The following is a 24,694-nucleotide window of genomic DNA, read 5'->3' on the forward strand; positions in this document are numbered from 1 at the left end:
TAGGCACTAAGCTAGAATACCGAAGGCTTTATAGCGTGTATCTCAATTATGTGTTTGCTTATTAAAAGCTCTCTTTTTTAAAAAAAGGGGGGGGTTAAACTTCTAAAAAACCTCTAAAGCTAAAAATTTTCAAAAAAATAGTTATTAAACCTAAAAAAAGAAATTTTAAGGTATAATGTTTTCGCAATTTTTATTTTTCGTTTTTAGTTTTCCATGGCAAACTCCTTTTTAGAATTTATCCCCATAATCGCTCTTATGGGGCGTTTGTTTTGCAACAATCTTTTCAAATTTAAAAAAACGCTCCCTCAAAAACCATTAAAGAGTAAAATTACCTTACAAGATGAGCTTTTTTGCGGTTTTTATTAAAACGATCGTTTTTTAGCGGAGTTTTTAAAAAAAAGGGTTTTTTACTCACTTCTTTTGATTGAAACAACACAATCAAGCATCTTAAGGCAATTTAAAATAAAATAGCGCTAGCATAACCCCAAAGCCCCTTATTAAATTAATCTATACCAAATAGTAAGGAGTTATCTAACATGGGGTTTTTCAAGCTTAAAGAACACAACACGAACATTGCCACCGAGTTTAGAGCGGGTTTAACGACCTTTATCACCATGATTTACATCGTGCCCTTAAACGCTCTTATCCTTTCTCACGCCAACATGCCTTATGAAGCCCTTTTGAGTGCAACGGCCATTATCACTATCTTATCGAGCGTGTTTAACGGATTGTGGGCAAACACCCCCATCGCCATGAGCGTGGGCTTAGGGCTGTCAGCTTATTTTAGCTTCGGGTTGGTTCAGGGGCTAAAACTCCCTTGGCAGAGCGCTTTAGGCATCGTAGCGCTCTCGGGAGCGATTTTTGTGATTTTGTCTTTCACTAAATTTAGAAGTTGGGTCATGCGAAGCATTCCTAGCGATTTAAGGCGTGCGGTGAGTGCGGGGATAGGGGCTTTTATCGCATTTATTGGCCTTAAAGAAATGCATATCGTCGTTACCCATAAGGCTACGCTTGTAACCTTAGGCGATTTTGGCGATCCGCATGTGTTATTGGGGGTTTTTGGGATCATTGTAACTTTCGCGCTCTACACGCTCAAAATCAGGGGTTCTTTCATTATAGCAGTCTTAATCACTTCCATTCTCGCCTGGGTTTTAAAGCTAGCCCCTTACCCTAGCGAATTTTTTTCCATGCCCGCTAGCATTAGCCCTATCGCCTTTCAATTAGACTTTAAGGGCATTTTTTTTGATGCGAGTGGGGCTTTCACTTTAGCGTTAGTGCCAGTTATTATCACTTTTTTTGTAACCGATTTGTTTGATTCTTTAGGCACGCTTGCAGGGATTGGCCACAAGACTGATTTTTTCAATGATGAAGAAAAAAATAAGGAATTAGAAAAGACTTTGGAAGCGGATGCGGTAGCTTCTTTAGGGAGCGCGGTGGTGGGCGTTTCTACCACGACCGCTTTTATAGAGAGCGCGAGTGGGGTTGAAGAGGGGGGCCGCACAGGGCTGACAGCGGTTTTTACCGGATTATTTTTTATTTTAACGCTCTTTTGCTTGCCTCTTTTAAAAGCTATTCCTAGCAATGCGATTTATCCGGTGCTGGTGGTAGTAGGGGTTTTGATGTTTAGCGTGTTAGAGGGGGTGAATTTTAAAGACATGGCCATTAGCGTTTCCACTTTTTTAACCGTGGTGATGATGCCCTTAACCTTCTCCATTGCCGATGGATTAGCCTTTGGCTTTTTGTCTTATAGTATCATCAAATTGGTTCAAAAAGACTTCAAAGCGCTCAATTCAGGCATCGTCATTCTCTGCATCATTTCTGTCTCTGTATTTATCTTTCGTTAAGCTCTTTTTAAGGGGCTTTGCATTTTTTACTCATTTCATGCCTCTTTTTCTTTATTTAGACAGATTATTATCTTAAAATAATTGTAATATCATTATTATTATATCAACTCAATAAAAAAGGAGAAGGTATGCAAAAAACTTCTAACACTTTGGCGCTGGGGAGTTTGACAGCGCTATTCTTTCTAATGGGTTTTATCACGGTTTTAAACGACATTTTAATCCCGCATTTAAAGCCCATTTTTGACTTGACCTATTTTGAAGCTTCGCTCATTCAATTTTGCTTTTTTGGGGCGTATTTTATCATGGGGGGAGTCTTTGGGAATGTGATCAGTAAAATCGGCTATCCTTTTGGCGTGGTGCTTGGTTTTGTGATCACAGCGACGGGGTGTGCATTGTTTTATCCGGCGGCGCATTTTGGATCCTATGGGTTTTTTTTAGGAGCGTTGTTTATTTTAGCGAGCGGGATTGTGTGCTTACAAACCGCTGGTAATCCCTTTGTAACCTTGCTTTCTAAAGGTAAAGAAGCCAGAAACCTGGTTTTAGTCCAGGCGTTCAATTCGCTTGGCACGACTTTAGGGCCTATTTTTGGGAGCTTGTTGATTTTTAGCACGACTAAAATGGGCGATAATGCAAGTTTGATAGATAAATTAGCGGACGCTAAAAGCGTTCAAATGCCTTATTTGGGCTTGGCGGTGTTTTCACTTCTTTTAGCGCTCATCATGTATCTTTTGAAATTGCCTGATGTGGAAAAAGAAATGCCCAAAGAAACGACGCAAAAAAGCCTGTTTTCGCACAAACACTTTGTTTTTGGGGCTTTGGGGATCTTTTTTTATGTGGGGGGAGAAGTGGCGATTGGCTCATTCTTGGTGCTAAGCTTTGAAAAGCTTTTGAATTTAGACCCTCAATCAAGCGCGCATTACTTGGTGTATTATTGGGGAGGCGCGATGGTGGGTCGTTTCTTAGGCAGTGTGTTGATGAATAAAATTGCCCCTAATAAATACCTGGCTTTCAACGCCTTAAGTTCTATCGTGCTTATCGCTTTAGCCATTATCATTGGAGGCAAGATCGCTTTATTCGCTCTGACTTTTGTGGGCTTTTTCAACTCTATCATGTTCCCTACCATCTTTTCTTTGGCTACGCTCAATTTAGGGCATCTCACTTCTAAGGCTTCTGGGGTGATTAGCATGGCGATTGTGGGAGGAGCGTTAATCCCCCCCATTCAAGGTGCGGTTACAGACATGCTAACAGCAACCGAATCAAATTTGCTCTACGCTTATGGTGTGCCGTTATTATGCTATTTTTATATCCTCTTCTTTGCGCTTAAAGGGTATAAGCAAGAAGAAAACTCCTAAAAAAAAGGGGGGGGTTTCTCTTTTATTTTCTTTCTTTTAGCTTGTTTGTAAAATCCAAAAAATGCTAAATTAAATAAGGCTTTATTGATGGGCGTTTGGAACCAAAAGGCATGCAAATTTTAAAATTTTTAAGATGCGATCATAAATACCACTAATGATAAGAAAAATCCCCTAACCACAAGAGATTAAGAGATTTTTAAAAAAGAAGATTAGTAAATGGGTTTAGCATCTTTGAATTTATATTCCGTAAGAAACCCAGTGCCATCAAAATTACCCACCAAAGAGATCTTTGCAATATCACCCACTTGGCAATCGGTTTCTAAAATAAGATAAGGCACTTCATCTTTACCGATTAAGGTGATCACTCGGCCCTTTTTTTCACGACTTTGCTTGGGGAACTCTTTAGGATCAAGGCCTGTGGTATTATCGCCGGTTTGGAGCATTCTAAAAGCATAGCACATGCCATCATTGATTTGAGCGCTATAAATTTTGCCTTTTTTAACTTCTTTTTTAACCCCCGGTTTAAGCGCAATGCGTATTTCTGAGTGGATCTCAGCTTCTTGCATTTTGCCCTTATAATCTCGCACCTGAACCTTATGCACGCCATTAGGATCTTCCTTTTTAAGCAAAGAATCTTCATAGCTGAATTTTTGAATGTCTAAATCCCCATCAACAAAACTCCTGGCATTAAGCTGAACGCTCAAAAGCCCTAGCAACCCCATTAATGAAAATTTCAAACAACGCTTATAAAAATAACTCATCAACAAATCCTTTCAATGTAAAGTTAAGCAAATGTATCTCAAAATGAAAAACAAAAAGATCACAAAATTGCTAATTTAGCAACAAAAACGTATCCTGTCAAGAAATCAAAGCCTAAAAAAATCATTCAAAAATAATTTCTTCCGGTTTGATTCCATCGCCATAAACAGGCTCTAAAGTTTCCTTGTAAGCTTCTTTTAAAAAGTCGCTAGAAATGAGGGAATCAATTTCGTTGTTCAACCATTCTAAAAGCTTGGGGTTGCCTTTTTTAATCGCTGGAGCGATCACATCCTTATCGCCAAGGCTTGTAATGCCTAGTTTAAACTCAGGGTGTTGTTTTATCCAAGCGAGCAATAAAGTGTTGTCATGGGCTAGAGCGGTAGCCTTATTATTTAAAAGGGCTAAAAAAGTCTCTGTGTTTTGCTCAAATTTCAAAAGTTTGATATTGGGGTAATTTTTAGTGAAATAAAAATCCGCTGTCGTGCCTTTATTCACAATCAACTCTTTATCTTTCAACTCTTCTATATTTTTAATGACCCCATCTTTAGAAACCACCCCCAAAGCGACTTTCATATACGGCTTAGCGAAATCCACGACTTTTTCTCTTTCTTTAGTGCGTGTGAAATTAGCCATGATAATATCCACTTTATTGGCTTTTAAAAATTCCACCCTAGCTGAAGCTTCTACAGGGATAAACTCAATCTTATTTTCATCGCCCAATAAATCAAGGGCCATGCGTTTAGCGATGACTACATCATAGCCTTGATATTTCCCTTTAGAATCCACAGATCCAAAAGGAGGCTTATCGCTAAAAACCCCCACTTTTAAAACCCCTCTTTGTTTAATGACTTCTAAAGCGTCCTTTTTTTCTTTATGGCTATCAGAGCATGCACTAAAGACTAAAGCGATTAAAACTAAAAATAGCCCCCATACCTTAAAAAGCCCGTTTGTTTTCATAAAAACACCTTTTTTTAAAATTAAAACTATCTTTTTAGCAAACTTTATTTAACAGCTCCCTAAAAAATGAAAAGTTTCTAAAAATTTTTGCGCTCTTTGAGATTTCGGGTGGTTAAAAAACTCTTTAGCGCTGCTTTCTTCAGCGATTTTACCGCTATCAAAAAACACGATTTTGCTAGCGATTTTTTGCGCGAATTTCATTTCATGCGTTACAATCACCATGCTCATGCCCGTTGTGGCTAGTTCTAAAATCACTTCTAAAACTTCTTTGACCATTTCAGGATCTAAAGAGGCGGTTACTTCATCAAAAAGCATGATTTTTGGCCGCATGCATAAAGAACGCACGATGGCTACTCGCTGTTTTTGCCCGCCGCTCAATTCTTTAGGGTAAGCTTGTTGTTTATGCTCCAAACCCACTCGCTTTAAAAGTTCTATGGCTTGAGAAATGACCTCATCTTTGGATCGTTTTTGCACTTTTAAGGGGGCGAGTAAGATATTATCCAGCACATTTAAATGCGGGAACAATTCATAATTTTGAAACACCATGCCTATTTTTTGGCGCATTTGATTCCAGTTAGTGGCTGGCGTATTAAGGTTAGTGTTTTCAAAAAGAATTTCACCTCCATCAATCTTTTCAAGCCCGTTCAAACATTTTAAAAAAGTGCTTTTCCCGCACCCGCTAGGCCCTAAAATCACTGCCACTTCACCCTTATTTAAAGTGAAATTGATGCCGTCTAAAACCAAATGGTTTTGATAGGTTTTTTTTAACCCTTTGGTTTCTAAAATCGTGCTCATTTTACCCTCTAATGTGTTGGAATTTTTTTTCTAAATAGGAACTATACAGGCTCAAACTATAGCATAAACTAAAATAAAACATTAAGATAACGCCATAAACCACAAAGCTCGCATTGGGCATGCGTAAGAGATTAAGCTCTATGATTTGCTGGCCCACTTTTAACAAATCAATCGCTCCAATGAGAGAGACTAAGGCTGTGGTTTTAATCATGCGCGTGAATAAATTAAGGCTTGAGGGTAATAAAGACAAAAAGCTTTGAGGGAAAATAATATTAAAAATCACCTTTTTTGAATCTAAGCCTAAAGCTAGAGCGCTTTCTACTTGGTGTTTGCTCACGGAAGTTAAAACCCCTCTAGTCAAATCCATCATTTCAGCGCCCCCCCACAAGCTAAAAACAATGATGCTTGCCAAAACCGCGCTAATATGCAAATCAAACCAGCTCGCTAACCCAAAATACACGATAAAAAGCCATGCTAAAAGCGGGATAATGCGAATGCTTTCTAAATACACACGACACACTAAAACCATTATTTTAGAGCCAAACGCCATCAAACTCCCTAAAAGTATTCCAACAATGATTGAAACAATCGCAGAGCTAAGAGCGATCAAAAGAGTGATCTCAAACCCTTCTAACAAACGCTTAAGGTTGTCTAACTCTAATAAAACTCCCATTTTAAGCCACTTTCTTTTTAAAGGAACGCTCTAAGATCACAAACAAAACGCTTAAAGGGAGTAAAGCGATCAAATAAGTGAGGCTTAACATCAAAAGGCTTTCAGTCGTTTTGTAATAAATGCCAATGAAATCTTTCGCCACAAACATGATATCGGTTAGGGCTATCGCGCCCACCACCGAAGTTTCTTTGAGTAAAAAAATCACATTCGCCCCTATAGAAGGCATAGAAACGCTTAAACTTTGAGGCAGAATAATATAATACATCATCTTCAAAGGGCTAAACCCTAAACTCAAAGCGCTTTCTCTTTGAATGGAAGCTAGGCTCTTAAACCCAAGCAAAAAACTCTGACTCATATACCCCCCACCCAAAAACCCTAACGCTAAAATTGCGCATTCTAAAGCGCTCAAACCGATTTCATTCAACCCGTAATACAAAAAGAAAAGCTGGATGAGTAGGGGCGTGTTCCTAGCGATTTCGCCATAGATATAGACGATAGGAGAGATAAAGCGCGTTTTAAAATACAAAATGATCGCGCACAAAAACCCCACCAAAAGAGAGAGCAAAATCCCAAAGAAAGAAATATAAAGCGTGAGTTCTAACCCCTTAAAAAACGCAGGGATGGAGTGAAACATAAAATCCCAATCTAATGCCATAACGCTATACCTTAAATTAATGACACTTTAAAGCATCATGTTTAAAAACAGCTCTTATTTGCCCTAATTGTTAGAAGTTTGGAAAACCCAAGCCTTTAAGCGGGAAGTTTATGAGCTATTTTGCCACTATTCAAAGAAAATTTGGATTATAATAAAAAAACTGGCTGAAATTAACAACAATGATTAAACAATCATTAAATGGAGAGGACATGCAAAAAAGTTTAGTTTCTTTGGCTTGGGTTTTTGTAGCTATTTTAGGGGCGATCTGTTTAGGGGTGTTAGCCTTACACAAGGGCGAGAGCATTAACACGCTATGGCTTGTAGTAGCGAGCGCTTGCATTTATAGCATAGGCTATCGTTTTTATAGCCATTTTATCGCTTATAGGGTGTTAAAGCTAGACGATAACAGAGCCACGCCCGCATGCATAAGGAATGACGGCAAAGATTTTGTGCCAACCGATAAAGCGATCACTTTTGGGCATCATTTCGCCGCTATTGCTGGGGCTGGCCCTTTAGTAGGCCCGATACTAGCCGCTCAAATGGGTTACTTGCCCTCTATCTTATGGATTTTGATAGGCTCAGTTTTAGGGGGTTGCGTGCATGATTTTGTGGTGCTTTTTGCTTCCATTAGGCGCGATGGCAAGTCTTTAGGCGAAATGATCAAGCTTGAAATGGGTCAATTTGTAGGCATGATCGCAAGTCTTGGCATTTTAGGGATCATGCTCATTATCATTGCGATTTTAGCGATGGTGGTGGTGAAGGCTTTAGCGCATTCGCCTTGGGGCTTTTTTACGATCGCAATGACCATTCCCATTGCGATTCTTATGGGGCTTTACATGCGGTTTTTCAGGCCGCATAAGATTTTAGAGGTTTCTGTTATTGGCTTTATTTTGTTGATTATAGCGATTTATGCGGGTAAATACGTTTCTTTAGATCCCAAACTAGCGTCAATTTTTACTTTTGAGGCCGGCTCTTTAGCGTGGATGATCATGGGTTATGGTTTTGTGGCTTCTATTTTGCCGGTATGGTTTTTACTCGCTCCACGAGATTATTTAAGCACTTTTTTAAAAATTGGCGTTATAGGGGTGTTGGTTGTGGCCATTGTTTTTGTCGCTCCGCCCTTACAAATCCCTAAAATCACGCCCTTTGTAGATGGCAGTGGGCCTGTGTTTGCAGGAAGCGTGTTCCCTTTCTTGTTTATCACGGTGGCTTGCGGGACGATTAGCGGATTCCATGCTTTAATTTCTTCAGGCACGACCCCTAAAATGCTCGCTAAAGAAAGCGACGCCAGGCTAGTGGGCTATGGCTCTATGGTGATGGAGAGCGTCGTGGCTCTTATGGCGTTGGTGTGCGCAGGGATTTTACACCCAGGGCTTTATTTTGCTATCAATTCCCCAGAAGTGAGCATCGGTAAAGATATAGCTGATGCGGCTTCAGTGATTAGCTCATGGGGGTTTAGTATCAGCGCTGAAGAAATCCGTGAGATGACCAAAAACATCGGCGAAAGCTCCATTTTGAGCCGCACCGGTGGGGCACCCACTTTTGCGATCGGTTTAGCGATGATTGTGTATCACATTTTAGGGGATCCAAGCGTGATGGCGTTTTGGTATCATTTTGCGATTTTGTTTGAAGCTTTGTTCATTTTAACCGCTGTGGATGCTGGCACGCGAACCGCTCGCTTTATGATCCAAGATTTGCTCGGTAATGTTTATAAGCCTTTGGGTGATCTTAGCTCTTATAAGGCTGGGATTTTTGCCACTCTTTTGTGCGTGGCAGGGTGGGGGTATTTCTTGTATCAAGGCACGATCGATCCTAAAGGGGGGATTTATACGCTATGGCCTTTATTTGGCGTGAGTAACCAGATGTTAGCGGGCATGGCGTTGTTGTTGGTTACGGTGGTGTTGTTTAAAATGGGGCGTTTTAAGGGGGCGATGGTAAGCGCCTTGCCGGCAGTTTTGATTTTATTTATCACTTTTTATAGCGGTATTTTAAAGGTGGTGCCAAAGAGTAATGATAGCGTGCTGAATAACGTTTCGCATGTGGCGCAAATGCAAATCATCAAAGAAAAAATCGCGCTCACTACCGATGAAAAAGCGCTAAAAACGCTCCAAAAATCCCTTTTTAACCATGCGATTGATGCGATTTTGTGCGTGTTTTTCATGCTCGTGGCGCTATTGGTTTTAATAGTAAGCGTTAGGATTTGCTCAAACGCTTATTTTAAAAATCAAATTTACCCACCACTGGCTGAAACCCCTTACATCAAAGCTACTTGAATAAAGGGGGCTTAAACCCCCTTTAAATCCATAAAAAAAGTTTGACCTTGTTTGTGAAGCGTGCAAACACTAAAGATGCTTGGGATTTCTGTTTTAGTTTTTAAAAAGCTATCGCTTGCTTTTTTAAAAGCTCAATTTTAAAGATGATGAAGATAATGGGTATTTTACTTAATGGGTATGATTTAAAAAAGGGCTTTGCTTGAAAAGAGATTTGATATATAGAGATTAGAGGAACAGCGTCAAAAAGACGCCTACCATATTCATAGGGGGTAGCGTTAAAAAGATGCTACCATATTCGTAAGGGGTAGCATCAAAAAGATGCTACTAGAGCCGTGTATAACGCGCTCCTGTCAGAATAAAGGGCGGGGAAGTCTTTAGGCACAGGCCCGTTTTCACCCGGTTTAAAGCCTTTGTTAGTATACACGCCATAATATGCAAGATCCACGCTGCCGCTCAAGTATTCAGTGAATTTATAGGCTAAAGAGATCATCGCTCTCGCTTCCCAAGAAACCACTGAATTGGAGTATTGTGTGGCGAATTTCCATGTGAATTTTTTAGCAAAATGAGTGCCGCCACAAGAAAGGAAAATGGTAGCGGCGTCTCTTTTAAGGGCTGTGCCTGTGAAACCGGCATACACGCTGTTACTCCCCATTATCACACCGCTTGGATTCCCCATGTTGCCTATCCAACCATTAGCGTTTTGAAAGACTTTATAAAAAGCGATTGAAACATTGTAATTGTTGATGTCAAAGCGTTGGCGGATAATGAGGTTTTGCCCGTTTTGAGTGGCAGGCGTGTCGTATTTATAGACCGGACTTCCATCGGATTTAACGATCATCCAAGGGTAGTAAATGGGAAAAAACCCTATGATAGCTGTATCAGAGCGAAAGCCTGTGCCACTAAAATTAGGGTTAGAGTCCCAACCAATCTTAACGCCCGGAGCGTTAAAGATTTGAGGCGAAAGGTAATAAAAGCCTTCTATGAGGAAACGATGAGGTTTATAGGTGAGTTGCACCGCATGCGTGCCATAAAGCACCTTTCGCCCATGGCTATCATAACCTCCCTTATCGTTTTTGGTGAAGCCTCCGCTATAAGTGGTCCTAGCGGCAAACCAATCCATCAAAAACGAACCATAAGCGAACGCCCTCCCAAAAGAGCTAAACCAAGTCAAGCGTGCATGCTTGTATTGCCCAGAAACTTGAAAGCCTTGCGTTTGACCGCTTTTATAAGGCATAGTGGAGAGATAGCGTCCGGCTTTTATTTCAAAATAATTCTTATAAGCGTATTCCAAATACGCATCGCTAAAGACATAATTGCGGACATTTTTGTTGTGTTTCATGTTTTGTGTTTCAAGGCTATCGGTCTGTAAGATATTCGTATAGCCCCCCATGAACCCATCATAATAACCAAAGAGGTTGTAAGCTACAGATCCGTCTTCAAACTTCTTCGTGCCGTCATAAAAAATAGATCCTACCATGCCCCCTATTTTGCCTTTTAGAACATGGTCTGAAACCTTTTTGGGTAACAGGCTAAAACCAAGCCCTAAATAGCCCGCAATCGTTGCGAATTGCTGCATAGGGTAGATGCCTCTTTCTTTATTGATTTTATGCTGGTTAAAACCGATAGTGCTGGATTGATCCACAAAGCCGTTGAGCTTAGCTTCAAAACCTTGTAAAGAAGAGCTTAAAAATGCCCCAAAGAATAAAACCTGACTTGCCTTTTTCATGCATGCCTCCTAAAATGAGATTAATAAATGCAAATGCTTTTAAAGATAAATCTATTCTTTAGTTTTTATTATTCTTAGCTTTGAAGTAATTATAATATGTAAAATAATGCATATGATGAGAGAGTCAAGCTTTTAAAAGCTAAAAACGATTAATTTGTAGAAAATTTACTCCCTTTAAACTCAAATAGCTAATATATGGCGCTAAAATCCGTTACGATTAACGGATTATTTTGAATGGATCGCTTGAGAATGGGGTTAAGCTTCGCTTCATTGTTTTTAGGTTTCACCTTGCCGCAAAAAAACCTATTGGTTATAGTTCTTATACAATTCTATTAAGTGCTTAGTGGAGCTGTCAAAATAAGCGTTGCTTTTATGCCCTTCTAATTCTTGTAAAATCGGCACGGCTAATTCTTTCCCAAGCTCCACGCCCCATTGATCAAAGCTGTTAATATCCCAAATAACCCCTTGCACAAAGACCTTATGCTCATAAAGAGCCACCAACGCCCCAATATTGCTTGGTGAAATCTTTTCTAATAAAAGGATATTAGAGGGGCGGTTGCCAAAAAACACCCTGTGGTGGGCCAAATCTTTGGCTTCATCTTTGTCTAAGCCTTTAGAAAGCAATTCCCCAAGCGCTTCTTCATAACTCTTGCCTTTCATGAAAGCTTGCGCTTGCGCTAAAACATTGCTGAATAAAATCTCATGGTGACCTTTAGCGTTAGGTTTTTTATCCAAAGAGGCGATAAAATCAATGGGGATTAAATGCGTGCCTTGATGCAAGAGCTGGAAAAAGGCGTGCTGAGCGTTAATGCCCATATCGCCCCAAACAACAGGGCATGTGTCATAGGGGATGGTTTCGCCTTTTTTGCTGATGCGTTTGCCATTGCTTTCCATATCCAATTGCTGGATGAATTTAGGGAAATGCCTTAAATACTGATCATAAGGAGCGATTAAATGGCTTTTGGATTGGAAAAAATTGATATACCACACGCCAATTAGCCCCATTAAAACAGGCAAATTGCTTTCAAAAGGGGCGTTTCTAAAATGCTCATCCATCAAATACGCTCCTTTCAAAAGAGCGTTAAAATTTTTCTTCCCTAAATAGATCATAATGGATAAGCCAATAGCCGACCACAAGCTATAACGCCCCCCTACAAAATCCCAAAATTCAAACATGTTATGCTCGTCAATGCCAAATTGCTGCACAGCTTCTTTATTGGTGGATACCGCTACAAAGTGCTTAGCGATATGCTTTTCATCGCCGCTCCTTTCTACAAACCATTTTCTAGCGGTTAGGGCGTTGGTTAAGGTTTCTTGAGTGGAAAAAGTCTTAGAAGCCACGATAAAAAGCGTGCTGGCCGGGTTGATTTTTTCTAAAACGTCTAAAATCTGCGTGCCATCCACATTAGACACAAAATGCATTTTTAATCTCGGATGGCCGTAGCGTTTTAAGGCGGTGCAAACCATTAACGCGCCTAAATCTGACCCCCCAATACCGATATTGACAATATCAGTGATCACTTGATTGGTATAGCCTAGTCTTTTACCGCTACGCACGCTATCGCTAAAGGCTCGCATGCGTTTTAAAACGCTCCGAACACTTTTTAACACTTCCATGTTGTCTAGTAAGATTTCTGCGTCATTCAAGCTTCTTAAGGCGGTGTGTAAAACGGCCCTTTTTTCGGTGGTGTTGATTTTCTCGCCCTTAAACATCGCTTCAATCTTTTCTTTTAAAGAGCAATCGTTCGCTAATTCAAAAAGAAGCTTTAAGGTGGTATCGTTCAGGCGGTTTTTGGAATAATCCAAGCTCAAGCTTTCCAATTGCACGAAATAACGGCTCGCTCGCTCTTTGTCTTTAGAAAACCAATCGCGCATGTGCGCTTCTTTGATTTCTTCATAATGTTTGAGTAATTTTGGATAGGTTTTTAATTGAGTCAGCATCAATACCCCTTAAATAAAAGATATAACGCTGTATTATAAGCTAGTTTTAATTATAATTTTCAAATGTTAAGAAAAAACATTTTAGCTTACTATGGGGCGAATTTTCTCTTAATCATCGCTCAAAGCTTGCCCCATGCGATTTTAACCCCCTTGTTGCTTTCTAAAGGGCTTAGTTTGAGTGAAATCTTGCTCGTGCAAACCTTTTTCAGTTTTTGCGTGCTGGTGGCTGAATACCCGAGCGGCGTTTTAGCGGATTTGATGAGCCGGAAAAACCTATTCCTTGTCTCTAATGCCTTTTTAATCGCTAGTTTTTCGTTTGTGCTGTTTTTTGATAGTTTTATCCTCATGCTTTTAGCGTGGGGGTTGTATGGTTTGTATAGCGCATGCTCTAGCGGCACGATTGAAGCTTCACTCATCACAGACATTAAGGAAAACAAAAAGGATTTGTCCAAGTTTTTAGCCAAAAACAATCAAATTACTTATTTAGGCATGATTATAGGGAGTTCTTTGGGATCGTTTTTGTATCTCAAAATCCATGCGATGCTGTATGTCGTGGGGATTTTTTTAATCATGCTCTGCGCGCTAACGATCGTGTTTTATTTTAAAGAAAAAGAAGGGGATTTTAAAAGCCAAAAAAGCCTGAAACTCCTTAAAGAGCAAGTTAAAGGCAGTCTTAGAGAGCTTAAAGATAACCCCAAGCTTAAAATTTTGTTAGTGGGGCATTTGATCACGCCTATCTTTTTTATGAGCCATTTTCAAATGTGGCAAGCGTATTTTTTAAAACAAGGCGTTAAAGAGCAATACCTTTTTGTGTTTTATATCGCTTTTCAAGTGATTTCTATCCTCATTCATTTTTTAAAAGCCTCTAGTTATAGCCAAAAAATCGCCTTGAGTTCGCTTTTGGTATTGCTAGGCGTTAGCCTCTTATTGCTTAGCAATATCCCTTATTGTTTCATAGGGGTGTATGCGCTCATGGTGGCGTTTTTCACTTACATGAGTTATTGCTTGGGGTATCAATTCTCCAAATTCGTTTCTAAAAACAACATTTCCTCGCTCTCATCGCTTTCATCAAGCTGTGTACGCGTGGTCTCTGTATTAGTTTTATCGCTCAGTAGTTTGGAACTGCGTTACTTTTCGCCCCTAACTATCATCACCATGCACTTTGCCCTAACGCTTCTAATCCTCTTTTTCTTTTTGTATAAGGCTAAGCCGTTTGATGAGTGATCGGCTTTAAGAGCGCAACCTTTTAGCGATTTCTTGTGCAACATTATAGCCATGGTTTAGTGCGGTAGCGATGCTCGCTCCTGATTTGAATAAAATATCGCCCACGATGAACAAATTAGGGATATTGTTGCTCTCTAAATTTTCTTTCACCACAGGGATATTGGTGCTAGAATCCAACTCTAAAGAACAGCGTTTAAAAAATTCTAAAGGGGTAGAGCCGCCGATCGCATACAGCAAACGATCAAAACTTTCACTCGTGTTATCGGTGAAGTTAACCTTAATTTGAGCCCCATCTTCTTCTAGGCTTTCAATATCCACTCCAAGTTTGCTTTTAAGCGTGTTATCATCTAGGACTTCTTGCAAGTTTTTAGCGTTGTCTTCATTGATGCGGCTGAATTCTTTTTTGCGGTAATTGAGGGTGGTAGGGGTGGTTTTGCACAAAGCAATGGCGTATTCCACCGCTGAGTTGCCTCCGCCGATCACAAGGGTTTTTTCATTTTCCTTGCAATCATTGATGCTAAAAACCACTTGTTTAGAGCATGCAACAGGGATTTTATAAGCAGTAGGGCGGTTTGGCTGACCCATTTTCCCGATCGCAACCACCACGAATTTAGCCTGATAGGTTGTATTAGAAGTGGTGGTAACTTTAAAGTATTCGCCCTCTTTTTTCACGCTTTCAATATCGGTTTTATAGCTTGGTGTGATGTGATGCTCTTTTAAAAAGTTAGTGAAATTCTCTAAAGTCTCTTCTTTAAAGCTGTCTTTAAAAGGGATATGCCCCTTAAGCTCTACGACTTGCTTTTTATAATCTTTATCAATCCTTTTACCGGCTTTATAAAACTTCTCTATCATGCCTGAATGGCTTTCGGTTTTTTCGCATAAAAGCACTTTTTTAACGCCGGCTATTTCGCATTCTACGGCCGTGGCAATGCCCCCAGGCCCTGCACCCACTATCAACACATCTAAAATTTCTTGGTTCATTTCTATCCTTTTATATTTAATTTTTTAATTCTTTTGGCGTTTTTCTTGTAAAATCGCTTCGTTCAAATCGCTCGCGCTGTCATACAACACGCTTTCAAGCATGCGTTTTTCGTCATCAAACTGACCGCTTTTGACCCCCCATAAAAACGCTATTAAGCCTACCAATCCCATAAGCACTGAGACAACTAACATGATGGTTAAAATTTCTGTATTCATCTCTATATCTTTTAGGTTATTAGGATAATGCTGTCATTATACTAAAAGATAGCGTTTAAATCACCAACAGGTTGGATAAGTTTGGATAACATGAAAATAAAAACGAAATCAAAAGAGGGTTTTTATGCAAGAAGCGTTGTTGCGTTTTCAAGAGGGCTTTAAGGAGTGGGGTTATCTTATTTTGTTTTTATATTCTTTAGGGGGTGGGTATGTGGGGATTGTCATCGCTTCTATTTTGAGCGCTACCACGCACGCTTTAGATATAAAAATAACGATTCTTGTCGCTTTTTTAGGGAATATGGTAGGGAGTGGGGCTCTTGTGGTCTTTGCCCGCTATCAAAAAAGAGAGTTTTTAAAATACTTTCATAAGCACCGAAGAAAGCTTGCTTTGGCGAGTTTGTGGGTGAAACGCTACGCTTTTTTAATGATTTTTGTCAATAAATATTTGTATGGGGTTAAAAGCGTTGTGCCTTTGGCAATTGGTTTTAGCAAATACCCTTTAAAAAGGTTTTTATGGCTTAATATTTTATCCAGTTTTTTGTGGGCGTTAATCGTGGGGAGCGTTTCTTTTCAAGCGAGCGATTGGGTGAAAACGCTGTATGAAAGGCTTTCTCATTACACTTCGTTTTTTGTGATAAGCTTTGCTCTTATCGCGCTTTTAATATGGTTTTTATTGAAACGATATTCGCGCAAAATGGGTTTTTAAGCAAGATTTTTAATTAAATGCGCTAGACTACGCACACAAGCATTCGCATAAAGTGGGTGCGTTAATATCTTAAAAATAAGGATTGAGAACATGGGAAAAATTGGTATCTTTTTTGGGACAGACAGCGGGAACGCTGAAGCTATCGCTGAAAAAATCAGCAAGGCTATTGGTAATGCCGAAGTGATTGATGTGGCTAAGGCTTCTAAAGATCAATTTAATAGCTTTACAAAGGTTATTCTAGTCGCTCCAACAGCGGGTGCGGGCGATTTGCAAACGGATTGGGAAGACTTTTTAGGCACGCTAGAAGCGAGCGACTTTGCGAATAAAACCATTGGGCTTGTAGGCTTGGGCGATCAAGACACTTACAGCGAAACTTTCGCAGAAGGCATTTTCCACATTTATGAAAAAGCTAAAGCCGGTAAAGTGGTAGGGCAAACTCCCACTGATGGTTATCATTTTGAAGCTTCTAAAGCGGTAGAAGGCGGTAAATTCGTGGGTCTTGTGATTGATGAAGACAATCAAGATGATCTCACTGATGAGAGGATTTCAAAATGGGTAGAACAAGTTAAAGGTTCTTTCGCTTGATCTTTTAAGCCCTAAATTTTAGGGCTTTTTTAAACTTCTTTTTATATCTTGTTGATGCTAGAAATAGACAATCAAACCCCGCTAGAATCAGACTTTTTATTATTAGAAAAAATCGCAAATGCTTTAGCCCCCACTCAAATCATTGAGCTTGTTTTAGTGAGCAATGAAACCATGCGAGAAATCAACAGGGATTTAAGGGGTTGCGATTACGCTACCGATGTTTTGAGTTTCCCTTTAGAAGCGATCCCTCACACCCCTTTAGGGAGCGTGGTGATTAATGCGCCATTAGCTCAAACTAACGCTCTGAAATTAGGGCATAGATTAGAAGAGGAGATCGCTCTTTTATTCATTCATGGGGTGTTGCACTTGTTGGGCTATGACCATGAAAAAGATAAGGGTGAACAACGCCAAAAAGAGGGCGAACTCATTAAAGCGTTTGACTTGCCTTTGAGTTTGATTGAACGCACACAAGATTAGTTTTAGATTGCTTTAATGCTGACAAATAAAGCTTTTAATTTCTTTTAAAATGGGGCTTTAATTATTTTGTCTTATATTTTAAATTTTATTTTATAGTAAAGGGGGGGATAGGAGATAAAACATTTCCTCCTACAACCCCCAACTAAATCCCACTAATCCCCTAAGATCGCATTATAAAAAACTATCTCTTGACTAGCGTCAAACTCTTTCGTATTGGATTATAAAAAATGATTTTAGTATTTTTTCAAAGCCCTTCATAATAATACGACTGCGTGATGCCTTTAATGAAAGTTAAGGGATCGTTAATATTAGAACTCAAATGTTTTTTTAAAAGCGTTTTGATTTCCAAATCATTCACAGGACTCCTTTCCATAGCACTCAAATAAGCGGCTTTATCAATCCTATCCCAAAGCACGATTTTTTTCAATTCCTTTTTAAGCAACAAATCAAGCCATATCCTAGTCGCTCTGCCATTACCCTCCAAAAAAGGGTGGGCGATATTCATTTCCACATATTTTTCTATGATTTGATTGAAATTGCTTTGCGGCATGCTCTCAATTCTGGATAAAATCAAATCCAAATACAAGCAGTTAGCGAACCTGAAATTCCCTTTAGAAATATTTTTATCCCTGATTTTCCCAGCAAATTCATACAGCCCTTCAAACAAAAACCGATGGATTTCTTGCAAGCCCTTGATTGTGCCTACTTCTATGGTGTCAATCAGACCGCTTTGGATCAAATGCTTGGCTTTTTCTAAACTCTGCCTGTCTAAATGCATCGCGCTTATTTTTTAGGGGTTTTTAGGGGCACAATTCTTTAGGGGGCGTATTTTTTTCACGCTCTCATGACATGCTTTGATGAACGCTCCCCTAACCCCCCTTTTTTCTAAAACGCTCAAGCCTTCAATCGTTGCGCCTTTAGGGGTGCAAATTTGCTCCATGATCGTCTCAGGGCGTTCTTTTTCTAACAGTTTGGCAAAGCCTTTAAAACTCATTTTTACCAATTCTAAAGAATCTCTAGCGTTCAAGCCCTCTCTAATACCGGCATCTTTCAAACCGCTCGCTACCAAGCTTAAAAAAGCGAGCGCGCTCCCATTGGTCGCTATACTGGCATCCACTTGCTCTTCGTTTCCCACTCGCACGCAATTCCCAAAACTCTCAATAATACTCAAAGCCTTTTGGCTTATTAAGGGCATGGGTGATTTTTCACACACCGCCGTAGAAGAAAGAGCGAATTTGCTCGCAATGTTGGGCATGCATTTTAAGTAATGTAAAGAATTAATCGCATCACTTAAAGCTTCAAAATTTACCCCAGCTAACGCGCTCAAAACGCTTTTGGCTTGCCCTTGATAATTAAAATCCTTAAGGTTATAAGGCTTAAACAATAAAAACACGAATTTTTGGTGTATATCAATAGCGTCTTTATAAGGCACGATTTGGGCTTGAATGTTTTTTTCTTGTAAAAAGGGGGCGATTTTTTCAGGGTTTCGCCCAGTAATCTCTAAAATAAAACGCTTGGATAAGATCTCATGAGAGCCTTCTAAAATCGCTTGAGCCATATTCCCATAGCCGATGAATTGTAAGGTTTCCATGAAACGTCTTTTTTAAAACCCCATGATGTAATTGATATAGAAAGTATAAAGCCTCCTATAACTCACATCAGCCCCAGCGCTACTCAAATACGCTTGATTGATGAGAGGCACTTTAATTCCAAATTCCACGCTCTTTTGGCTGATAACCCCTTGATTGTGGAACTTATTAGCAAAACGCTTGAACTCCGCAAAGTTGGTGCGCACCCCAAAATTCAGCGCCACTTGAAAATTCGTTGAATGGATGTCATTAGCGTTCCCCCAGTTGTCAATGATTTGTTGCCTTAAAGAGCTAAGCCAAGTCGCGCCGCCCAGTTGGACCCCAGCAAATAGCCCAAAATTCAACGCTTTAGTGTTGTAAGTCCTCCTGAACAAGTTCCATAAAAAATCCGTGCCTACCCCATAAGCAAAGATATTCGCTTTCACGCTTTGATTGGCTAGGCCGATTTCACTAAAGCCGTAATCAAAGAAAAAATAATGCCTAAGGCCTAATTTTCTCGCTTTACCAAAGAAGTATTTATAGCCTATGCCAACCCCTAAGCCATTGCTCATGCCGTGTTGGGTGCTTTTAGCGGCCACATACTGGCTTAAAATGGGTTGAGAGCCGTAGTTATTGGCTTGATTTTGCGCGTTTTGAACCTGATTTCTAGCGTTAATCATCGCATCAATGAGTTTTTGTTGCACCATAAAGAATGTTTTATCCCCTAAAAGCTGCCGTAAGGTTTGCGAGAATGACTGAATGGTGGTGGTGTTAGAAGTGATTTCTTGGAGCAAGGTTAAAATCGCATTAGGGCTAATATCGTTTTGCAAGGCTTGAAACCCTTGAGAAATAGCGCTCGTAATCGCTTGAAAAGCGCTTGTAAGACTAGAAGATACACTATTATCATTATTTTGGATAAACCCGGCGGTTTTAATAAATTCGGTGAGCAAATGGATTAAATTATTCGTATCGCTCACCCCATTCGTGGGGATTGCCCCTAAAAGGTTGACAAGCCCACCGGAGCAAGTAGTACCACTACTATTGCCACTACTATTACACAAATTACTGAGACTGCTACTATTACTTTTTAGCGCTTCAAAGAATTGTTTTAAGCCGTTTTCAACGCCTTTGTTATTCCCAGAGCTAGCGATAATGTTGGCTATTTTTTGGGCGTCATTATAGACTTTTTGTAAATTGCTGTCGGTTGCGGTGGCTGTGTTTGCGGTAGTGGCGCTTGTGGTGCTTTGTTTGTTGGGTTCATAACAATTGCTCCCACTGCCTCCATTGCTTCCGTTGGTGCATGTTTGATAGCCGTTGTTACTGCCACTATTACCGCTACTATTATAAGTCCCTAATTTCCCATCACTGGCGTCTGTGAGCATCTGGTAGGCTGTGTTGATTTGACTAGTGCCATTTCCGCCTCCACTGCTTCCCCCATTATTTCCACCATTACCATTAACGCCCTTAAGATTTGTGATGATTTGATTGAGCAACCCACCGCTAGTGAGCGTGATTTGTTGGACATTGTAGGTGATGTTGCTCCCACCACTGCCACTTTGAGTTGTCGCTTGTGTTTGATACCCTAAAGCGCTTTGCAACCCGCTGTAATAAGCCTTAGAATCGGACCACTGCTGATAGCACCAGTTGGTATTATTACTCCCATTCATTCCATTTGCGCATGGATTGTTATTTGTTGATCCGCTTGTTTGTTGGGTTTGTTGGCTCTGAGCGATTAGAGCGTTCATGTTTGTAGGCACTTGTTGGTTAATGGTATTGATGAGCTGGTAGAAATTCGCTCTTAGTTGGATGCGTAAATCTTGGTTATTGTTAGGAGTTATCTCTTGCGACTGACTCCCATTAGTGTTATAAATCGCATTCGCCCAAGCTTGGATATTACTTTCTTGGTTTTGAAAAGCGCTTTGAATGCTTTGTTGGAAATTGCTGACATTTTGCAATACGGTGTTTAAAGCGCCCATCACCGTGCTGTTAGGGGATTGAGTGGTTGCCCCACTGCTTTGATTGAGATTAGTCGTTTTAGCTTCTTCTTCATTATTCACCATTACCATCGCTTTCAGTTTGGGAGCGTTGCTTTTAGCTTGAGCGGTAGCACTAGCCCCATTAGTAGAGCTTAAAATGTTTTGCAATTGGGCGTTCCCGCTGATACTCAAACCCCCAGAGTTGCCGCATGAGCTTGTCCCAGATGATGATCCATTAGCGCATAATATCTTGGCGTTTTTTTGCAAATTTTCTTCTGAAGTTTTTAAAGAATTATAAACGCTCCACACTTGAGAAACCAAGTTGAAAGAATTCACGCCGATCTGCTCTTTGCCGTTGATGGTTTGGATTTTGGAGGTAGCGACTAAAGAATTGTCAAAACTGTTTGTAGAGCCATTTGTAGAGCCATTTGTAGAGCCATTTGTGGAGCTTGTGGCTGAGCATGAAATCCCACTAGAAGCATCGCTAGAAAGGCTTCCGGTAGCAGTCATGCAATCATAGGCGCTGATATTTTGCCCTTGAGCGTTGGTAACCGTGCCGATTTGGTAGTTATTAGAAGTGTTTTTGAGCAGGTTTTTAGGCTCGCTAAAACTGATCCAAGAAATTTGTTTTAAAGCGTTATTGTATTGTTCTATCGTGCTTTCATAGGCTTGGAAATTCAAAGCGTTGTGCAAGTTGTTTAAATTATAGGTGGTGTTGTTGATCGCATTGTTGTCTAAAGCGTTGATAGCAACGCTTTGAAGCTTTTGAGCGATGGCTTGGACTTGCTGGTTGGCTTGGTTGTTTGAAGTGGGGGTTGCGGCTAAAGGGGCTAAATTTTGGATAAATTGCTCTAAACACTGGACTTGATTAGCGCAACCATTGGGGTTATTTTGAGTATTAGCGCTTAATGTCCCTTGTAAGGTGTTCATTAAAAGGGTGTTGTTGTATTGTTGTTGGTTGTTGCTGTTTGAAGAAGTGGAGCCTAAAATGGAATTAGCTGGATAGAATACGACTTGTCCCGGTGGGTTTAGCACCACATGCGTTGAGGTTGTGGTGGGGAAAACCCCCACCCCTAAAGTGTTTAAAGCGTTAACAAGAGCGCTCACATAAGCGGTATTATTGCTAGAAGCGTTCACCGCATCGGTTAGATTGGAGAGTAAGGATTGCGCGTAAGTGGTGCTAGTGGTTTTAGTGATGCTGTGTTCAATTTGTTGCAATAATGCTGTCATGGATTGCACGGTGTTTTGTAATTGGGCTTTGACTTCTTTGGTGTTGTTGCTAGGATTTAGGCTATTGATAGAGCTAATGATGCTAGTGCTTAGCGCGATGCCTTCATCAAACGCGCTTTGGGTGTTAGAAAGGAGTTTGGCTGTGATTTGTGAAGAGTGGGCTTTTAAGGGATCAGAGCTTCCTTTAAGCCCTATGATTTGCTGGGAAATGCTAGAGATTTGACGGCTAGAAAAAAAGTCTTTTCTTTTGCCAATTTGATTTAAGATATTAGAAATGCCCTCTAATTGGTTGCCCACGGTGTTACTCACGCCATAGCCTAAAGCGTCAATGACGCTTTGAGAGCTTAAAGTGATAAGGCCGGTAGTAGGCCCTGCAATATTGATCGCGCTTTGAGTTACGCTGTTGATGATATTTTGATTTTCTAAAAGTTGCTTGTTGTTGATGAATTGTTGCGTGCCGCCGATTTGATAGCCTACAGACATATACCAGCCATTGTCTTCAGCTAAGAGAGAGCCAATTAAAAAGAATGGTATAAATTTTTTAGCTTTTTTTATCATATTTTTCCCTTATTTTGTTTAATCAAAAGCCTATGTTGTAGCCCACATAAAAACTAAAGGCTCTTCTATACTTCGCTGTAACGCCTTCTGATTGGTAATAGGTGTGATAAAGCACCGGTATTTTAACGCCAAATTCTATCCCTTGAGAAAAACGAGATCTTCTTTGCTTGGCAATTTTGGAAAAATTAGTCCTTATGCCTAAATCAAAAAGCACTTGGAAAGAAGTGTCTTTGGGCTTAAGATGGTTGCCATCCACTTGATCTAAAAAATTCGTTTTCCAGGTTTGCCCTGCAAGTTGGATGCCGGCAAAAAAACCGATATCTATCGCTTCAGTCCCCCTTTTTCGGGTAAAAACATTATAAAGAAAGTCTGTGCCTGCTCCATAGCTAGAGAGGGTGGCTTTCACTAAAGAAGGTCCTGTGCCAAATTGAGCGTAACCAAAATCATAAAAACCATAATACCTAAGCCCAAACATGCGCTTTTTGCCAAAGAATTGCTTATAGCCCATTTTCACGCCAAAGCCGTTCATGTTGTTAGAATTAGAGTTATGCTCCAAAAAATTCCTAGCAAAGCCCATTTGATAGACTTGATTCACTTTAGTTTGCATTTCATCAATCACCCCACCAATCACTGCTTTAGAGCGATAAAGCCCATAAGCCATTAAAGTTTTTGCCATGGGGGAATAGGGGTTGGCTAAGATCCTGTCTATTTGCGCAGGGGTGGGGGCGTTTGTGGCTTGCTCTAGTTGGTTCATGATGACTTTTTGTTCTTGTTGGGCCTGTTGTGGGGTTAAAGTATTTTGTGGGGTTTGATTGTTAGATCCATTCAATTGCCCCCCATAGCTAGGCAAGAAATTCAAACCTTTGTTATTTAAATCCAAATAGGGGGCGACCCAATTGGTGATGAAATCCCCATACGCTACGGTGTTACTAAGCAAGCTTTCCCCATAGTTGATCGCATCTTGCATCTGGCTATAGCTTGAAGTGCCTGTCAGTTTAGCGGCTTTATTGGCGAAATTTTGCATGCCTGAAAAAATCATAGAAGCGGTGATGCCATTAGCGATGATGCTATCGGCTAAATAATAGACTGCCGAGCTAGGGTGGTAGGTGTATTGGCCATTGCCTGATCCTACCGTCGCTCCAGCGGGTAATTCTTTTAAGGGCGCTTGTGTGGTGCTAGTGCCGTTTTTAGTGTAATAACCCGGGCCGCTAAAGCTTTGGTAGCCTTGTTGGGAATTGCTGCCATTAGGGGCTTTATTGTAAGTGAAGCCAAATTGCTTTTCATTGGCTAAGCCCCCTAAAATCCCTGCTTGCATTAAAGCCTGGAAGATGTTTTGGGCGTTTTGAGCGATAGATTTAGCTTCGTTAGTAGCAGTGCATTGGTTTTGAGTGCTACAAATGGTTTGATTACCATTGGCTGTGGCTAAGCCGTCTTGTAAAAGGTGTTGCAAGACTTCAGGGCTAAAATTCACGGAATTACCGCTATTAAAAGATTTATTCGTTAAGGTTTGGTTATACCAAAGCGTGGTTAAAGCGTTGGTAATGTCATCGTTTAAGGCGTTCATGGTATTGGCTAGACCCTCAGGCAATGCAATAACGGTGCTTTGATTGCCGAATTTGACATTAAAGACTTTGGCGTTAGGAAGGTTTTTAGGGTTACGGATTAAAGTCTCGCCGATGAGTTGGGTGAGCTTGTTTAAATTATTGACTAAAGATTGCATATCAAAGGTGGCATTGACATTGCCTCTTGGGGGGTTGTTGCCTGTATCGCCATTTTGGGCGTTTTGTTGATAGCCCCCCGCATAGAGCAAACATCTTTTAGAAGGATCAGGGCAGAGCATTTGCATTAAAACTCTGGTTTGTTGGCCCATCGCTTCTAAATAATAGGCTAAAGGCACCGCCGCAGATTCTAGAGCGATAGCGTTTTGGCGGATATAGGTGGATGCGTCTTGACTGGCGTTAAGCCCTGAGTTATCCACCCTTTGAACGGCTAGAGAAGTTTGATAACTCACCCCCATAAAAAACCCATCATCTTCTGCCGCTAAAGGGTTAAGAAAAAATAAGGGGAGTAGGCTAGAATAGATGAGCCATTTTTTATTAAAAACAAAGTTTTGCAAAGGGTTATCCTTTTCTTTTTATAAAGATTTGAGCTATCCTAAATTTTATCTTATTTATCGCTTAAGTTTAGTGGTTGGTCGC

The 24,694-nt window shown here is 40.3% G+C and carries 20 protein-coding genes; 7 read left to right on the top strand and 13 right to left on the bottom strand.

Going from position 1 to position 24,694, the window contains the following annotated elements:
- The first annotated feature begins 536 nt into the window (after positions 1–536).
- Both EWZ81_RS05425 and EWZ81_RS05430 read left to right on the top strand, forming a co-directional pair.
- A complete protein-coding gene (locus EWZ81_RS05425) occupies positions 537–1,844 on the top strand; it encodes an NCS2 family permease (protein WP_165549286.1) in 1,308 nt (435 codons plus the stop codon).
- A gap of 128 nt (positions 1,845–1,972) precedes the next feature.
- Positions 1,973–3,196: a sugar MFS transporter gene (locus tag EWZ81_RS05430; protein ID WP_001174189.1), complete on the top strand. Its 1,224-nt coding sequence runs from the start codon at positions 1,973–1,975 to the stop codon at positions 3,194–3,196.
- 209 nt (positions 3,197–3,405) lie between these two features.
- Here EWZ81_RS05430 and EWZ81_RS05435 read toward each other — a convergent pair whose 3' ends face one another.
- The 5 genes from EWZ81_RS05435 to EWZ81_RS05455 all read right to left on the bottom strand — a co-directional run bounded on the left by EWZ81_RS05435 (position 3,406) and on the right by EWZ81_RS05455 (position 7,035).
- The gene (locus EWZ81_RS05435; RefSeq protein ID WP_165549287.1) at positions 3,406–3,957 is read right to left on the bottom strand and encodes a hypothetical protein; all 552 of its coding nucleotides are present in this window, start codon (positions 3,955–3,957) and stop codon (positions 3,406–3,408) included.
- Positions 3,958–4,078: 121 nt separating this feature from the next.
- Positions 4,079–4,912, bottom strand: coding sequence for a transporter substrate-binding domain-containing protein (locus tag EWZ81_RS05440; protein ID WP_165549288.1), 834 nt, complete (start codon positions 4,910–4,912; stop codon positions 4,079–4,081).
- Positions 4,913–4,960: 48 nt separating this feature from the next.
- Positions 4,961–5,707 (bottom strand): amino acid ABC transporter ATP-binding protein, encoded by a 747-nt coding sequence (locus EWZ81_RS05445; RefSeq protein WP_165549289.1) that lies wholly within the window; start codon positions 5,705–5,707, stop codon positions 4,961–4,963.
- Between the two features lies 1 nt (position 5,708).
- Positions 5,709–6,380, bottom strand: coding sequence for an ABC transporter permease subunit (locus EWZ81_RS05450; RefSeq protein WP_165549290.1), 672 nt, complete (start codon positions 6,378–6,380; stop codon positions 5,709–5,711).
- A gap of 1 nt (position 6,381) precedes the next feature.
- A complete protein-coding gene (locus EWZ81_RS05455) occupies positions 6,382–7,035 on the bottom strand; it encodes an amino acid ABC transporter permease (protein ID WP_114990741.1) in 654 nt (217 codons plus the stop codon).
- Positions 7,036–7,214: 179 nt separating this feature from the next.
- Between EWZ81_RS05455 and EWZ81_RS05460 the strand changes: the two genes are divergently transcribed.
- A complete protein-coding gene (locus EWZ81_RS05460; RefSeq protein ID WP_205250244.1) occupies positions 7,215–9,308 on the top strand; it encodes a carbon starvation CstA family protein in 2,094 nt (697 codons plus the stop codon).
- Positions 9,309–9,618: 310 nt separating this feature from the next.
- Here EWZ81_RS05460 and hofH read toward each other — a convergent pair whose 3' ends face one another.
- Both hofH and pgi read right to left on the bottom strand, forming a co-directional pair.
- A complete protein-coding gene (gene hofH, locus EWZ81_RS05465) occupies positions 9,619–11,034 on the bottom strand; it encodes an outer membrane beta-barrel protein HofH (protein WP_165549292.1) in 1,416 nt (471 codons plus the stop codon).
- A gap of 303 nt (positions 11,035–11,337) precedes the next feature.
- Positions 11,338–12,975 carry a glucose-6-phosphate isomerase gene (pgi, locus tag EWZ81_RS05470; RefSeq protein WP_077654769.1) on the bottom strand — a complete coding sequence of 546 codons (1,638 nt, stop codon included), beginning with the start codon at positions 12,973–12,975 and terminating at the stop codon, positions 11,338–11,340.
- A 63-nt stretch (positions 12,976–13,038) separates the two neighbouring features.
- Between pgi and EWZ81_RS05475 the strand changes: the two genes are divergently transcribed.
- A complete protein-coding gene (locus tag EWZ81_RS05475; RefSeq protein WP_165549293.1) occupies positions 13,039–14,199 on the top strand; it encodes an HP1165 family MFS efflux transporter in 1,161 nt (386 codons plus the stop codon).
- A gap of 6 nt (positions 14,200–14,205) precedes the next feature.
- Here EWZ81_RS05475 and EWZ81_RS05480 read toward each other — a convergent pair whose 3' ends face one another.
- Both EWZ81_RS05480 and ccoS read right to left on the bottom strand, forming a co-directional pair.
- Entirely contained in the window at positions 14,206–15,180 is a 975-nt protein-coding gene (locus tag EWZ81_RS05480) for an NAD(P)-binding domain-containing protein (protein WP_165549294.1), read from the bottom strand.
- Between the two features lie 24 nt (positions 15,181–15,204).
- Positions 15,205–15,396 (bottom strand): cbb3-type cytochrome oxidase assembly protein CcoS, encoded by a 192-nt coding sequence (ccoS, locus tag EWZ81_RS05485; protein WP_001090949.1) that lies wholly within the window; start codon positions 15,394–15,396, stop codon positions 15,205–15,207.
- 124 nt (positions 15,397–15,520) lie between these two features.
- Between ccoS and EWZ81_RS05490 the strand changes: the two genes are divergently transcribed.
- The 3 genes from EWZ81_RS05490 to ybeY all read left to right on the top strand — a co-directional run bounded on the left by EWZ81_RS05490 (position 15,521) and on the right by ybeY (position 17,164).
- Positions 15,521–16,102: a DedA family protein gene (locus EWZ81_RS05490; RefSeq protein WP_165549295.1), complete on the top strand. Its 582-nt coding sequence runs from the start codon at positions 15,521–15,523 to the stop codon at positions 16,100–16,102.
- Positions 16,103–16,192: 90 nt separating this feature from the next.
- The gene (locus tag EWZ81_RS05495; protein ID WP_000516035.1) at positions 16,193–16,687 is read left to right on the top strand and encodes a flavodoxin; all 495 of its coding nucleotides are present in this window, start codon (positions 16,193–16,195) and stop codon (positions 16,685–16,687) included.
- 54 nt (positions 16,688–16,741) lie between these two features.
- Entirely contained in the window at positions 16,742–17,164 is a 423-nt protein-coding gene (gene ybeY / locus EWZ81_RS05500; protein WP_165549296.1) for an rRNA maturation RNase YbeY, read from the top strand.
- Between the two features lie 244 nt (positions 17,165–17,408).
- Here ybeY and fic read toward each other — a convergent pair whose 3' ends face one another.
- From fic to hopI, 4 genes are read right to left on the bottom strand one after another with little or no spacing between them, the layout of a single operon-like run.
- Positions 17,409–17,942 (bottom strand): protein adenylyltransferase Fic, encoded by a 534-nt coding sequence (gene fic, locus EWZ81_RS05505; protein ID WP_165549297.1) that lies wholly within the window; start codon positions 17,940–17,942, stop codon positions 17,409–17,411.
- 12 nt (positions 17,943–17,954) lie between these two features.
- The gene (proC, locus tag EWZ81_RS05510) at positions 17,955–18,755 is read right to left on the bottom strand and encodes a pyrroline-5-carboxylate reductase (RefSeq protein ID WP_165549298.1); all 801 of its coding nucleotides are present in this window, start codon (positions 18,753–18,755) and stop codon (positions 17,955–17,957) included.
- A 12-nt stretch (positions 18,756–18,767) separates the two neighbouring features.
- The gene (gene hopL / locus EWZ81_RS05515; RefSeq protein ID WP_165549299.1) at positions 18,768–22,496 is read right to left on the bottom strand and encodes a Hop family outer membrane protein HopL; all 3,729 of its coding nucleotides are present in this window, start codon (positions 22,494–22,496) and stop codon (positions 18,768–18,770) included.
- 22 nt (positions 22,497–22,518) lie between these two features.
- The gene (gene hopI / locus EWZ81_RS05520; RefSeq protein WP_165549300.1) at positions 22,519–24,612 is read right to left on the bottom strand and encodes a Hop family outer membrane protein HopI; all 2,094 of its coding nucleotides are present in this window, start codon (positions 24,610–24,612) and stop codon (positions 22,519–22,521) included.
- Positions 24,613–24,694 lie beyond the last annotated feature (82 nt).

The sequence above is a fragment of the Helicobacter pylori genome (assembly GCF_011140715.1).
GTDB lineage: Bacteria > Campylobacterota > Campylobacteria > Campylobacterales > Helicobacteraceae > Helicobacter > Helicobacter pylori_DA.